The organism is Ruminococcus flavefaciens (assembly GCF_900108555.1).
In the GTDB taxonomy this organism is placed as follows: domain Bacteria; phylum Bacillota; class Clostridia; order Oscillospirales; family Ruminococcaceae; genus Ruminococcus; species Ruminococcus flavefaciens_P.
This window is the reverse complement of record NZ_FNWV01000012.1, coordinates 15,862-30,234: the sequence shown is the minus strand read 5'-3', so window position 1 is coordinate 30,234 and position 14,373 is coordinate 15,862. Positions and strand designations below refer to the sequence as shown.

The window sequence follows — 14,373 nt, the reverse complement described above, 5'->3', positions numbered from 1 at the left end:
CCTCCCTTTATTCAGAACCGTTTATGCTCTCGATGACTCCGTCGTAGTAATTAAGTATATACTCCTTTGCTTCCGCAGCCGAGTCATCAGCGGCATTGAGTTTTTCGGTCTTATTCCTGATATCTTCAAGAAAAGCCTTCTGTTCATCATATGATATGCCTGACTTGGCAAAATCGCTCATATTTGAATTTTCCAGATTTAAAAGAGTCTTATAAGTTTCGAGTATTATTATCTCAGAACCTGCATTTGCCTCATCAACAAGCTTATTCAGATCGTTCATGCTCTTCCACAGATCCTCCGAGTAATTCTTTTTGAGCAGTTCATTTTCCTTTTTCTGAGTCTGAGAATAGAAATCACCGATAGTGCAGTATACCTGAGCTATCTCGTATTTGTCGGGCTCACTGCGCTTGAAATCGGAGGTCTGAGCTTCTCTGAACCATTTTACGGAAGCTATCTTGCCTGATATACTTCCGTTCTGCTCAGAGCTGTCTCCTTCATTGCCGTAAAAATAATAATACCAGTAAAGTATTCCGAGCTCATAGGCGATCTCCTCATACTGAGGTGACTGTTTGAGCTGATTGATATTCTCATTTATAAGTGCGAGTATCTGCTCCGCCTCTTTTGCGTCAAATACCATATCATTCTTATAGAGCTCGATAAGCTTGAGATAAGCGTCCGCGTAAGAGCCGTCGGCATTTATAACGTCCTCAAAGGCTTCCGACCTTGCGTAATACTCACCTGTATTCTCTGCCTTTTCAACGAGCTTGTTGAAATCCTCGCTCCTGCTCTTATTTGCCATTATATTTGCAAACAGTGATATACCAAGGCATAGCACAGCAAGTCCGGCAACTATGCTTGTCGCACGAAGATATGTGTGATTATCGGTCCTTTCAAGCTCTTCATAAAGCTCATCGCAGGAGCGGTATCTCTTTGACTTATCCTCGTTCACGCACTTGCGTATTATTCTCACAAGACCTGCATTAGTGCCCTTGTCGAACACAAATCGCTCAGCAGAGCTTACGAATTCGCCGTTTGCCGAAACGTTTTTGGGCTTTTTGCCTGTGAGCATATGGTACATGGTAGCACCTATATTAAAGATATCGGTCTGTTCGTCAAGCTCCTGCTCATAGAACTGCTCAGGCGAAGCATAAGCAGGCGTATAGGCAAACGCACCGCTTCGCCTTTCGATAACAGAACCGAAATCTATAAATTTCAGCCGTCCGAACTTATCAGGTCTGCGTGAGTTTTCAAAGTCCTCCTCATTTCTTACGACCATGATATTATCGGGCTTCATATCGCTGTGTATAAGACCGCACTTGTGGATAAATGACATAACACGGCAGATATCCTTTGAGTATCTCAGCATGGTCTTATGTCGGAAAGGTCCGTATGCAAGGAGCTTTTCCATAGAAACGCCGTTGATATAGTCCTGAACTATATACAGCGCGTCGGGATCGTTGTCGATGATCTCGATTATATTAGGGAAAAAGGAGTTTTTAGCGTCCTTTTCATAGAATTCCTTGATAAGCAGAGACTCCTGCCTTGCATTGTAAGCATCTGTGCCGTTGGTCTTCATGACCTCCTTGACGGCACGCTGAGCATTATTTGCCTTCAGATCGACAGCACGGTAAACGACCGAAGTACCGCCTTTGCCCGCAACATTGACGATCTTATATCTGTTTTCAAGGACAAAGCCTTTATTTAGCAAATAGATCTCCTCGCTTTCAGCAGAGTTTTACCATTAGGGCGGTGATATTGTCTTTTTCTCCGCGCTGTATGACCTGATCCTTCAGCTTTTCAAGATTTGACTTCATAGTTTTCTCGTCTTTGTTTGCAGAGGGACTAAGTGCCTTGTGTATCTCCTCAGATGATATCTTTTTTCTGAACCCGTCCGAACACAGCATATACACATCGCCCTTGCTGTAGGGAGATATGCTGTAATCGTATGAAGTATCATCAAGACCTGCACCGATACAGTTTGTGAGCTGGTTCTGTCTCGGGTCCTTCTCAGCCATTTCCTGAGTGATGATACCGTCCCTTACCTCCTGAGCCACTACAGAGTGGTCGGAGGTGAGTACCTCTATCTCATCATTGGTTATCTTGTACAGACGGGTATCACCCACATGGGCAGTGAGAACGTTCCCGAACTTAGGAAGTATGAGCAGCCCCGTAAATGTAGTAGCCATATCCGAGGAATGTCTGTCCGCATAATCGTTTATACGCTCATTAAGCTCATGAAGCCTGTCGTCAAGGGACTCTCTTATTTTTAGTATTGAAGCGGAATTTCTCATAAGCTCCGCAAAATCAGCTGCAAACCATTCGTTTATGCGCTTGCAGACATAACCGCTTGCCTTTTCGCCTGCCGAAAGACCGCCTACGCCGTCGCAGACAGCTCCGAAGAATATCTTCTCGCCGTCATACTCAGCCTCCGAGATAAAAAGCGAATCCTGATTGACCTTTCTTACAGCCCCCTCGGTAGTCACATAAGAAAAAAAGTATTCCATGCTGCCTCACCGTCAGCTTTCTTCAAAGAATGTATAGCCTATGCCGTGGTACAGGAAATTACAGCCCGAAAAGACGCTTATCCTGTCGCCTACATCCACCTCATCGCCCTCAACGCTCAGGGACTGGCAGGAGATATTTTCAATAAAAATGCTGTGTCTGTTCTTGGTATTATCCCGTCCCACTATCATGCCCGACAATTCCGCACAGGTGAAAGGATAAACGAAAACAGGTATCCTCTCCTTGCTTGAGGAGTTGATGATATAGGCAAGCTTTTTCATATTTGCCTTCTGCTGAGAAGACTTTTTCGCATCTGTTCCCTTATCGCCCACTAAAACCGTAGCCGAATCCGTATCATTGACATTGAATACGAAAGGGATATCGCATATATATATAACATCGCCGCTGCTGATCTTTTCCTTTATTATTCGCTCGCCGTTCTCGGCATAGCTGTTGAGGAAAGTACCGTTTGCAGACTCTTTATCTTCTACATAGAAAGTACCGTTTTCATAGCTTATTACAGCGTGAACCTTTGAAACAGTGCCCTTGTCCGTAAGAGCAAGGTCATTGCCTGCACGGCGACCTATGGTAAACGGGAAATGGTCGATAGGTATCTCCCTGTTATTTTCATCTTTCAGGAATGCAGGACACTCCGAAACGCGCTTGCGGCTCACAAGGATAGTATGATCTCCGTCATCGTCATCAGCTGCTGCTCCTGCTTTCTCAGCCGCAGCCGGCTGAGGCTTTTCCTCTTCCTTCACATCAGGCAGCATAAGCACATCATGGAGCATCTTATAGAGCTGTGTAGGCGAGATGAAGCCGCTTTTGTTCTTGGGATTATTAACATATTCGTCAAGGAAGTAGTTGTACTTCTGCATAACAGCACCGTTTGTAACGGTAAAGCTTGCATTTTTGTTTACCTTCATAAGGAATTTTGCGGTATTCGCACATTTATAGCCGTTATTCACAAGCGGAAGATATGCCACGTAAAGCTTCTGCTTTTCAACATTGTAGAAAACATTCTTAGGATCACTTAGCAGTATATTGTCCACAGGCAGACCTATGTCAACGCAGTGCTCCAGTATCTTCTGGAACTGACTGATGATACCGAAATACTTATCCTGTGTCATAGTCTGCTTGACATATTCCGAAAGGGCGGTCATATTGGTAACGTTGTATTTCAGCACATTTCTTGTTGCAGTTTTCTCCCATCTCACGCTGAGAAGCCCCTTATCCGAATTCTCATTTATGAGCTTGAGTTGATCTTCGTTTATCTGATCCTTCTTTTTCAGACCTGCCTGCAAAAACGTATCGCAGCTCTGATAAAGAAGCTTGGTTGTAATTCCTGCCATTTCCTCACCCCTAAGTGAAATAAAGCGCGTTTGCTCCGCACATAAAATATTTTATAAAATGCTGTCACACTAATACCTGATACCGTAAACAATCAGTGTGATACATACAAATTTATTATACCACTTCATAAAGGTTTTGTCAATATTTTGAATAACTTTATAGCAGAGCTAAGCACAATATTGAAAAAAACACCGAGTTGTGATATACTTTATTCTGTAAGGAGGAAAAAAACATGAAATATGATATCTCACTGAACACACTCTGCGCCGACGACTTTATAAGGCTTTTCAGTTTAGCAGGCTGGGGAGAGCCGGAACGCGAGCTTGTAGAAACTTCGCTGAAAAACAGCTACGTTACATTCGCTGTAAAGAACGGTGAAGAGGTCATCGCTATGGCAAGACTTATCGGCGACGGCGGAATGGCATTTTTCCTCAAAGACCTTATAGTTGCTCCCGAGTATCAGGGAGAAGGTATAGGAAGATCGCTTCTGGAATATATCGAGGACTATATCCGCAGTCAGCTGAAAGAGGGCTGGTGGTCTTATTTTCAGCTTATGAGTGCCAAGAATAAAGACGAATTCTATCTGAAATGCGGCTTTAAGTCGCACCCCCACGAGCGCAGCGGTCACGGTTTTACAAAAATAATAAAAAAGGAAAAGAATAATGGCTAAAATTATAATGACCTGCGGCAGGATATGCAGCGGCAAAAGCACATACGCTCGCAAACTCAAAGACGAGCTTGGCGGAGTTATACTCTCTATCGATGAGCTTATGCTGGATATTCTCGGCGGTGAAACAGGTGATAAGCATGACGAATATGTCATGCGCACTCAGAAATATCTCTATAAAAAGTCCGCAGAGATAGTATCTGCGGGAACTGATGTTATACTTGACTGGGGCTTCTGGAAGAAGTCCGAACGCGACTTTGCCCGTGAGTTTTACCGCAAACACGGCATCATCTGCGAATTTCACTATATAACTGTTGATGATGACGAGTGGAAAAGTCGTATCGAAAAGCGCAACGCAGAAGTGCAGAACGGACGCAGTGACGCTTATTTTATCGACGACGGGCTTGCGGCTAAGTTTGAGGAGCTGTTTGAAGTCCCCGCCCCGACAGAAATGGATATATTGATATAAAGAAGCCCCTTATGAAAAGGGGCTTCTTTCGTCATAAAAACGTCTATATAAATTTAACTTTAAGGAGGAGTAAAACTGAAAACATATATCAGTTTGGCTGAGGATTATGGAATTTGCCCACCTTCCATGAGCCGTCAGGCTGGATAACTACTGAAAAATCATCTGTTTCTGTGTATGGCTCAAAGCTGCCGTCGATATCAACGTGACGGAAATCACTGTAATGTCTTTCAACTGTAAAGAATATCTCTTCGTCTGTCTGACGCTGTACTTCTGTTACCTTTGCACTTTCAAGGTAAAGGTCAACACCGGGGTTGCCTGTGAGCCAGCATAACTTACCGTCATTTACTGAATACCATTTGTCTATTGTCGCATCGTTCTCGGCATATCTGTCACTGAAAGTTTCATGATACTGAGCGCGTAATTCCTCAAGAGTTATATCATATACATAGGAAAGTGTGCGGCCTTCTGCTGTTGAAAAGCAGTTCATAGTATCAATATTGAAGTACTGCGGAGCTGAACGTCCGAATTTACAGTCTGCCTTAATAGCTTCCTCATAGAAATTCTGTGCCTTAGCGATAAGCTCTGAATTTTCTGTATTGACTGCTGAAGCTGTGTTATTGTCGGTATTTGCTGCTTCGGAAGTATCATCTGTGCTTACGTAAATTTTAACAGTTGAACCTGCGGCAAGTTTTGTTCCTGCGTCAGGTTCTGATTTTATTACATAACCCGGATTTACTGTAATATCTGCACTCTTTACTATTTCAACATTCAGTCCCATATCCTTGAGATGTGCCTTTGCAAGCTCATCTTTCATGTTTTTAACATCAGGAAGTGTTACTTCTTCGGTATTTGCCTGAGTTTTCTGATCTGCCCATACCTTATGGATAAGGTCATCATAGTCTGATTCGTCAAGCTTTATCACTTCATTCATATCGAAGTCATAAGAGTAAAGTCCCTGAACCGCTTTTACAACAAATTCATCACCCTTGTAATATTTTAAGTCTTTGCCGTCATTGAATTTTATATATGCGCCCTTGTCGTTTTCGGTGTTGTAAAGACAGCAGTCGACTTGATATGGGTTTCCGTTGTTATAGATGAAAATAGTTGAATATTCTCCCATAAACTGAGGTGCATCGGATAATTCTGTCCATTTGCCCTTGTTGAAGTTTTCAGCAAGCTGCTTTACGAAATCCTGTTTTACGTCAACAACTCCGGGTGAGATAGCGGCATATGTTACACGCACCTTATCATTGGATATATCTCCGAAAGGGCAGCCCTCCTCAACAGGTGAAGCAGGCTGAGTTGACGGGCTTGTTGCAGGATCTGTTACTACAGGGACAGGATCGTTAGTATTGAAGTTGTTCTTGTTCTTCATAAAATACATTCCGCCTGCAACAACGCCGCCTGTGAGTACCAGTGCAGCCGCAACAGCTGTGAATTTCTGCCATACAGGCTTTCTGTACTGCTCTACGCCTGATACTTCGATATTATCTTTATTATTACTTTCTCTGGTTCTTTCATTATATATCTTTCTGCTCATAGCGAACATCCTCTCCATTTCTTCATCGGAAGCAGGACAGTTTTCAGCGATTTGTTTTATTGTTTCATTGTCTGCATTTTCAAGCATTGTAAGATCAAACTCCTTATCGTTCATAACTGTACCTCCTTTAAAGTGATATGTTCATAGCGGTGAGTTTTTCCCTGAGCTTTTTTAAAGCGCGGCTGCATCTCATTCTTACAGCTTCGGGAGTCAATGACACTTTGTCTGCTATCTCCTGTGAGCTTCGCATGAAGAAATATTTTTGCATTATAATAGTTGAATCGGGTTCGCCGAGAAGTGATATACAGTTCATAAGGCTGGTTCTTAGTTCTTTTTTCTCATAGTCTGCTTCTGTATTTTCGGGAGCTTCCTGTTCGGGTACGTCCTCGTCATCAACAGAAACAAACGTAAATCTTTTTCGTGTCAGCTTCCTGTACATATCGGCAGCCTTATTACGGGCAACTGTTCCGATAAAACCTGAGATATCTTCGCCTACTGCCTTGCTGTTGTCATAATGTATGTAAACATCAGCAAAAACATCTCCTACACATTCTTCAATGTCCTCACGGCTTGCGCAGCTGCGCAGACGGCTGAAAACTATGGTGTATACATAGTTGAAATACTCTTTGAATACTATACGCTGTGCTTCTTCCTTTGATCGGTCCGAAGCTTTTTTATACTCTTCATGTGTCATATGGATCACCTCTTATGTAAAGCTTTAAGATGCATCGTGTTGGCTTTCATAATATCTATTCTCCCTTTGGGATATAAACGTAACAGGTTCAGAATTATTTTTTTATTTTAATTAATGTTCAGCCTTGAACGCAGTTAAATGCAATAATCACATTATACATCATTGAGAGCGAAAAAGCAAAAAATACCGCCGAGAACATCGTCCCGACGGTATTTTATATATGTTATCATGTTTTCTGCGTATTGTGTACAGCTTTATGCTTCTTCGAGCTGTGTTGCAGCACCGATAAATACAGGTACGTTGTTCTTGTCAACGATCATGTATACGAAAGGTCTGTTGAGGTCGATATGTATTATCCTCTTAGGCTCAAAAGCAGTTGCCTTCATCATCAGTACAGCTGTTACAGCAGCAGCCTTTGTGCCCTTTTCTGTTACCTCGATCTTTGTCTTGTGAAGAACATCGCCTATATAAAGAGGAGCTGCGCCTTCAACTGTAAGATCGTTTATCTTTGAGAAGTCAGCAAGTTTATCGTCAAAAGCCTCTCCCATACCGATATCAATGAGAATGTCCTTGAGCTTTTGGCTGTAATTGTACTTGAACTTAGGCATTGTAACGTGAAGCTCGATCTTGCTTGGATCTTCGCATTCCTTCAGGTCTTCCATAAGCTTTTCAGCATCGAGATCGTTTACATAGTCAACGATATTCTTTTCTCTCGGAAGAATACCTACAAAGCTGTACTCGCCGCCCATATAAGGCTTCTTGAAAGCGTCTGCGTCGCCGAGGTCGAAATACTCGCTTTCTTCGCTGGACATTTTCATTATGTCGTGCTCAACGCCGTTGAGATCGGTGAACTTTCCATCATAAGAACTGTCGTAAGGTGACTGCCACTCTGCTTCAAAGTAAAGGGTATTAATGAGCATCATCATTGCTGTCTCTTTATCTGTAGGGTCAAGGTCGCCCTTTTTAAGAAGAGTTGGTATCATGCCTTTGGTATTTTCGCTTACCCAGCTGTTTACATCGTTTACTGTAGAATCGTCAAACTTTGACTTATATACCTCAGAGTTGTAATATTTCTTGTTCTTTTCAAGGAACTCGTCCAGTACCTTGAATGTAGGATCATCTCTGAACCATATAGAATTGGCAACAAGGAGCTTCTGCTTCTGTTCATCGGGAAGATTTGCAACATAGTAAGCCATATACTCGTTGAGTTCATCGAGAGTCATACCGTTTCCGAGTACGGCTTCCATCTGTTCCAATGTCTTTTTGTCAGCACCATTTGCAGTCATAGCAAGGGCTGATGATATGGAAAGAGGTGAGATAAGGAGATTTTCTTCACCTTCCTTAGTAGGATCAAAGGCTTTTTTGAGAAGATCTATGCCGAACTTCATCTCTGCCTTTGCAAATGTTTCGTCAGTAACTTTGCCCTCAGATGCTTTTATATCTACCTGATCGGTAAGACGTACACTGCCGATCATAGTAGCTCCGTAGAACTTGTCTATCTTTCCGAGTATGTAATCGGATACCAGCTGGAGATCAGCTTCGTCCACAACATCGTTCTGGTCTATATCCGCGTTAAGGAAAAGCTCCTTTGAAAGAGGATTTTTTTCGGGATCGCTGATATATTTTCTGTAGCCGATAAGGTCAAAGGAGTCGATCACTCCGTCATCGTTGATATCACCGTAATAGTTGATACCCGGGGCTTTTACCTGAGTGATATCATTTACCCAATATCTGCTGCGGTCGTCTCTTTCGTTCGGTTCCTCATCTGTAAGACGCAGCGCAGGATAGTCCTCACTTGATGTGAATTTGATCGTGGCAATTGTACCGGGAGCAAGCTTATCGAGCATAGCCCTGTTCGAGTCTGACAGCTCACCGAAAACAGGATCTATCCCAAATTCGAGCACATTGGAATATGACCATGTTGAATAGTAGCCGTCTGTTTTGAGAACGACCTTAAAGCTCGCAGGTTCATCGTATTCTACGTTATAAATATAAACATCTTTGAGTTCATATTCATATTTATCCATTCCCTCAAGCGGATCCGGTCTGTTTTCATCTTCGGCAGAAGCTGAGAATGTCGGATAAATTCCTTTCTGAGGAATACCGCTTACAGCTCCGAGAGCCAGTGCAAAGCTCAGGACACCTGCGGTAACTTTGGTGAATTTTTTCATGTTTTCCATAGCGAATTACCCCTTTCATAATTAGATCATTTTATGGAACAGTTTCCATATTAACAGTATAACATCACGTATTTCCCATGTCAACGAAATATCCGCATTTTCTACACAAAATAGGCAAAAAAGGCATATTGTGCTCAGCGGTTGAACATAATGCCGAAATAAATCAGCAGACCAATTCTGTCCCCCCTCGTAATAATACACAAGAGAACTGAGCGTTATTTGTGCAGATATACAAAGCTTCGTGAATGAAAAACTAAATTACATTATTAGACGTATGAAAAAGCGAAAACTCTCAGTGATATTGAAAAAAATCGAAAAAAGCTCCCGTTTGATCGGGAGCTTTTGCTTTATCAGTGATAGTAAGAGTCGATACCGAAATATTCTTCAAGTGTGAGACCGCTTGCGTGGATAGGATAGGACATATCTGTTCCTACATAGCGGATATGCCATGATTCGTACTGATAGCCTGTAATTCCCTGCTTGCCCTGTGGGTAGCGGAGGATAAAGCCGTATTCATGGCAGTGATTTTCGAGCCATATAGCCTCGGGAGTGCCTGCAAAGCTGTCATCTATCTGGTTAACGTCTATGGCAAGACCTGTCTGGTGCTCGGAATAGCCTGCTCTTGCGGAATATGTATCTGCCGCAGCCTGTCCGTCACGGGCAACGTAATTGTTGTATATCTGAGCCTGATAGTCATAGGAACGGAAGCCTGATGAGAGCCATATATTCAGTCCCTGCTGTGCAGCTGCGTTCTGGAGCTTGTAGAACTGATTCTGGCAGGTCGCATCAAGTCCGGGATTGAAGTCGGAAGGCAGGCTGTAGCTCTTATTTGCTATGAGCACGCCCTGAATATAAGTCAGACCGTCATAGCTATACTGTACAGGTGCAGGTCCGTAGTTGTAATCGTTAGGTGTAGGAGCAGTATCGCTTGATACTCCGTTTGCCTGCTGAGGTGCAGGCTGATTTGAAGCCTGATCTCCACCGCCTGCGGGAACTGCCTGCTGCTGAGCTTCTGTTGCAGTTTCAGTATATGTATTCTGAGCAGCTTCTGTTGCGTTTTCTTCTGTAGCTGCACTTGTTACTGCAACAGTAGTCGTTGTATCCTGCTTTTCCTCTGTAGTTGTAACAGCTGTTGTGGAAGCAGTTACAGCCGCTTTAGTTGTTGTTTTGGTATCTGTGCTTATCTGTCCCTCAACGACCTTTCCGCAAGATGCCAATGAAAGCATAGCTGCAAAAGCCATGATAGTTAATATTCTCTTTTTCATTTTTAATTCTCCTCTTTCAATACTTTTTTGCTCTGTCTGAACGTTTCTGTAATAATAATCGAAGCATCATTACATTTTGCTACACAAAAATACATATTTTTTTATTTTAACTTAAAATCCTTCCTAAAAAGCATTATATCACATTTGTGTCGCTTTTGCAATAAGTTATTGTACGATATTGAAAAAACTGCTGAAATGTAGTATAATTCAAGAAAAAGGAGGAGCAAGATGTTTTATTTAAAAAATGCAAATAAAGCCGACATTGAGAAAGAATACCTTTTCGTGCGCGATATTCCTGCCGATGAAAACGGATTTATCAACGATTATCCCAATATAAGCCGTACTGACTTTGATGACGCTCTGGATACTCTTATAGCAAATTCTTACGGTGAGAGACTCCCCGACGGCTATGTACCTGCAACAACATATTTTCTGTGGCACGATGATGATATAGTCGGAGAATTTCAGCTGCGGCAGCACCTCTGCGACTCTCTTATCGAGGGTGCAGGACATATAGGCTACTATATATCCCCTGAATACCGCGGAAAAGGCTATGCCACCGAGGGACTGAAACTCATTATCGAAGAAGCCAAAAAGACTATCCCAGAGGACGAGATATACCTCCGCGTTAGAAAGAGCAATCCTGCATCATTAAAGGTAATGCAGAAAAACGGAGGATACATACACCACGAAAATGACGAGTCGTACTTTGTACGCATAAAAAAGGAGCAGAAATGAAGATATTCATAGATGCAGACGGCTGTCCCGTAACGGATATAGCCGTCAGACTGGCAGTAAAGTACTGTGTCCCATGCACTATCATATGTGATACAGCTCACTCTATTTATCGTGAAGGCGCAGAGACCATAATAGTTGACAAAGGTGCGGACAGTGCGGATTTTCGCCTCGTAAACCTTGTGACCGAGGGCGATATCGCCATAACTCAGGACTACGGACTTGCGGCAATGTGTCTCAGCAAAAGAGCTGTAGTCATAAATCAGGACGGAAAACAGTATACCGAGGAAAATATTTCGGGACTTCTCTCGTTTCGCGCCGTATCCGCCAAAATACGCAGAAGCGGTGGGCGCACAAAGGGGCTTTCCAAGCGTACTGCCGAGCAGGATAAAGCCTTTGAAGCTGCACTTTCAGAGCTGCTGAAAAAAGATACTATATAAAAAGGAGAAACGAAAATGATACACTCGGGAACATTTACCATAGATACTCCACGGCTTCTGCTCCGCAGATTTGAGCCTTATGACCTTGAGACCATGCACAAGAACTGGGCATCTGTGCCCTCTGTACAGATAGAATACGGCGAGCCTGTTTACAAGGAGATCGAAGAAGCAAAGGTACTTCTTGAAAAATATATCAGCGGATATGAGTCCGACAGCTTTTACCGCTGGGCAGTTATTGAAAAAGCAAGCGGTGAAAACATCGGACAAATAGCGTTTTGCCGAGTATATGAGGAGCTTCGTGCTGCTGAGATAGAATACTGCATAGGAACTGCCTTTCAGGGCAGAGGTTATGCAGGAGAAGCACTTTCCGCAGTCATCGAAAACGTATTCAAAAGGACAGATTTCCGGAAGCTCGAAGCCTATCACCGCGCCGAAAATACCAAATCAGGACGGGTACTGGAAAAATCCGCAATGCATACTACAGATAATGTTGAAAGATTCAGACAGCAGGGACTTACTCCCGAAGGCGAGATCTGCTACTGTATAGAAAGATACTAAAAACCGATTTGCTCACATATTTAAATAATATCTCCGTAGGCAACACCACAACTCTCAACTCTCAACTTCTATTAGGAAGTTTCTTTTACTAATATCTTTCTAAGAGCAGCAACATCGAATACATCAATCGTTTCGTCTTTGTTGATATCATATTTTTCAAGTGTTATGTCGCTGTTCGTTTCTGCCGAAGCACCAAGAATGTACTTCTGGAGCTTAACAAGGTCGGATACATTATAATTGCTCTCGTCAGGCTGCTGAACTGTCGGAGTATTTTTCAGATACGAGTCAATAAGCTCCGCCCAGTACTCTCCCATAAGCTTGTAGCCCTTATTATTCGGGTGAACTCCGTCCATGAGCTGAGTTTTCACATCTGTGATAACGCTTGCAACATCGGCGTTGCGCAGCTGAGGACCTTTCAACGAGCTTTCATCGGGACTCTGAGCATCTTTTTCCATATCCCAGCTGCTGAGTATCTTTACGCTTCTCATTTTCTGCACAACACTTGTTACGTTTGCATTATAAGCAAGAAGAGTCTTATGTATATTTTCCTCTGCCACATCATCGGGATAATTGGTCTGCCAGTCCGCGGAATGACGGTAATTGCCGAACCAGTCGTAAACACCGCTGCGGTTAGGGTCAACATCTGGAATAGTAGTCACAAAAAGCGAGGAACTTTCTGGGATATTCTCCATGATATACTCAATAAGCTCCTGTAACCTTTTTGGCGCATTATCCATGTCGTGGTTGTCGATAACATCGTTAGTACCTATCTGCAATATAACGATATCAGGCTCGCACTTCGCAAGACAGTCCGTAGACTTCAGCGTTTCAAGGATACCGTTTCTGCCCGGGTACTCCTTTATAGCGTAGCCGCTGTAGCCTGTATTATCATCATCATAAGTGAAGCTCTCCCCTGTTTCGCTGTCGGTAAACTCCGCCGTGAAGTTATTCCCCTTTGAGCCTACCATATCAACGGAATATCCCTTTTTAGTCAGTTCATTGTACAGGTACTTCCTGTAAGAGCCTGTAACTCCGTAGCCGTCGGTTATGGAGTCGCCGATAGCCATGATACTGATCTTTTCAGTTCCCTGCTCACCCAGTGCGCAGGCTTTTTTATTTGTACGACCAATTCCCGTAAGACAAACAGCCGCAGCTGCTATAACAGATATTATTTTACGCATTTTCTTCTCTCCTTTTGAATTTTTATAATTTTACCATATAAAAACCGTTTTTTCAACCGAATAAATAACCGATGAAGTTGATTTTTCACAGGAAATATCTCTCCCTGTTATTGCTTTATTTCCGCCCATATGTTATAATGATATTATAATAAGTATGTGTACTCAATAACGGCTTTCAGGCAGTTTCGCCGCATATCACATTCGGCGGACAGGCAATGATTATTTTACGGCAGAATTTGTTCACAAAAAGTTAATAGATTGTTTACAATTTTCTTTGCACATTCCTGCTGTCTGAACAGTTATACATTAGTGAAGGGAGGTTTCAGCGTGTCAGTGGACATAAAAGATCAATACGATAAGATATTCCGCTACTGTTACTACAAGATTCACGACCGGGATAAAGCTGAAGATCTGACACAAGAGACCTTTCTCCGTTTTCTTGAAAGCTCTCATTACCACGATATGGGTAAGGAGCTCCACTATCTGTACACTATCGCAGGTAATCTGTGTGCAGATGCCTATCATCGGAAGAAAACTGAAGAGCTTTCGGAAGATATGAGCGACGGAAAAGATTATGAGGACTTCATTCTTACAAATGTGGCACTCGGCAACGCCATCAAAAAATTAACGGCCGAGGAACAGGAGATAATCCTGCTGCGTTACGTAAATGAAGTGCCAATAGGCGTGCTGAGCGAGCTATACGGGGTATCACGGTTCAAGATGAGCCGCATGATTAAGCAGATACTCACACGTCTGAAAAAAGATTTTAAAGGATCGGAGGGCTGAAGC

14 protein-coding genes are annotated in these 14,373 nt (G+C 42.9%); 6 read left to right on the top strand and 8 right to left on the bottom strand.

The window, feature by feature from the left end; translation table 11 throughout:
- Positions 1–7 precede the first annotated feature (7 nt).
- The 3 genes from BLW60_RS13600 to BLW60_RS13590 are packed head-to-tail and all read right to left on the bottom strand — an operon-like array spanning position 8 to position 3,854.
- On the bottom strand, positions 8–1,708 hold the full coding sequence (locus BLW60_RS13600) for a serine/threonine-protein kinase (protein WP_074718304.1): 1,701 nt from the start codon (positions 1,706–1,708) through the stop codon (positions 8–10).
- A gap of 16 nt (positions 1,709–1,724) precedes the next feature.
- A complete protein-coding gene (locus BLW60_RS13595; protein WP_074718302.1) occupies positions 1,725–2,504 on the bottom strand; it encodes a PP2C family protein-serine/threonine phosphatase in 780 nt (259 codons plus the stop codon).
- A gap of 12 nt (positions 2,505–2,516) precedes the next feature.
- On the bottom strand, positions 2,517–3,854 hold the full coding sequence (locus tag BLW60_RS13590) for an FHA domain-containing protein (RefSeq protein WP_074718300.1): 1,338 nt from the start codon (positions 3,852–3,854) through the stop codon (positions 2,517–2,519).
- 233 nt (positions 3,855–4,087) lie between these two features.
- Between BLW60_RS13590 and BLW60_RS13585 the strand changes: the two genes are divergently transcribed.
- Both BLW60_RS13585 and BLW60_RS13580 read left to right on the top strand, forming a co-directional pair.
- Positions 4,088–4,525: a GNAT family N-acetyltransferase gene (locus tag BLW60_RS13585; RefSeq protein ID WP_074718298.1), complete on the top strand. Its 438-nt coding sequence runs from the start codon at positions 4,088–4,090 to the stop codon at positions 4,523–4,525.
- Positions 4,518–4,991, top strand: coding sequence for a P-loop nucleotide/nucleoside kinase family protein (locus BLW60_RS13580; RefSeq protein ID WP_074718296.1), 474 nt, complete (start codon positions 4,518–4,520; stop codon positions 4,989–4,991). The genes BLW60_RS13585 and BLW60_RS13580 overlap by 8 nt, the downstream gene beginning before the upstream one ends.
- Before the next feature lie 88 nt (positions 4,992–5,079).
- Here BLW60_RS13580 and BLW60_RS13575 read toward each other — a convergent pair whose 3' ends face one another.
- From BLW60_RS13575 to BLW60_RS13560, 4 genes are all read right to left on the bottom strand, one after another.
- Entirely contained in the window at positions 5,080–6,645 is a 1,566-nt protein-coding gene (locus BLW60_RS13575) for a PASTA domain-containing protein (RefSeq protein ID WP_074718294.1), read from the bottom strand.
- 13 nt (positions 6,646–6,658) lie between these two features.
- Complete coding sequence (locus BLW60_RS13570) at positions 6,659–7,225, bottom strand: RNA polymerase sigma factor (protein ID WP_074718291.1); 567 nt, start codon at positions 7,223–7,225, stop codon at positions 6,659–6,661.
- A gap of 254 nt (positions 7,226–7,479) precedes the next feature.
- A complete protein-coding gene (locus BLW60_RS13565; protein ID WP_074718289.1) occupies positions 7,480–9,405 on the bottom strand; it encodes a serpin family protein in 1,926 nt (641 codons plus the stop codon).
- Between the two features lie 350 nt (positions 9,406–9,755).
- Positions 9,756–10,670, bottom strand: coding sequence for a M15 family metallopeptidase (locus BLW60_RS13560; protein ID WP_074718287.1), 915 nt, complete (start codon positions 10,668–10,670; stop codon positions 9,756–9,758).
- Between the two features lie 228 nt (positions 10,671–10,898).
- Here BLW60_RS13560 and BLW60_RS13555 point away from each other — a divergent pair, with 228 nt between their 5' ends.
- The 3 genes from BLW60_RS13555 to BLW60_RS13545 are packed head-to-tail and all read left to right on the top strand — an operon-like array spanning position 10,899 to position 12,403.
- Positions 10,899–11,408, top strand: a complete 510-nt coding sequence (locus tag BLW60_RS13555) for a GNAT family N-acetyltransferase (protein WP_074718285.1) — start codon at positions 10,899–10,901, stop codon at positions 11,406–11,408.
- Complete coding sequence (locus BLW60_RS13550) at positions 11,405–11,845, top strand: YaiI/YqxD family protein (protein WP_074718283.1); 441 nt, start codon at positions 11,405–11,407, stop codon at positions 11,843–11,845. The genes BLW60_RS13555 and BLW60_RS13550 overlap by 4 nt, the downstream gene beginning before the upstream one ends.
- Positions 11,846–11,860: 15 nt before the next feature.
- Positions 11,861–12,403, top strand: a complete 543-nt coding sequence (locus BLW60_RS13545; RefSeq protein WP_074718281.1) for a GNAT family N-acetyltransferase — start codon at positions 11,861–11,863, stop codon at positions 12,401–12,403.
- A gap of 71 nt (positions 12,404–12,474) precedes the next feature.
- On the opposite strand, the gene BLW60_RS13540 is transcribed toward BLW60_RS13545, so the two are convergent.
- Complete coding sequence (locus tag BLW60_RS13540) at positions 12,475–13,584, bottom strand: SGNH/GDSL hydrolase family protein (RefSeq protein ID WP_074718279.1); 1,110 nt, start codon at positions 13,582–13,584, stop codon at positions 12,475–12,477.
- A 327-nt stretch (positions 13,585–13,911) separates the two neighbouring features.
- Here BLW60_RS13540 and BLW60_RS13535 point away from each other — a divergent pair, with 327 nt between their 5' ends.
- Positions 13,912–14,370 (top strand): RNA polymerase sigma factor, encoded by a 459-nt coding sequence (locus BLW60_RS13535; RefSeq protein ID WP_037272803.1) that lies wholly within the window; start codon positions 13,912–13,914, stop codon positions 14,368–14,370.
- Positions 14,371–14,373: the final 3 nt, after the last annotated feature.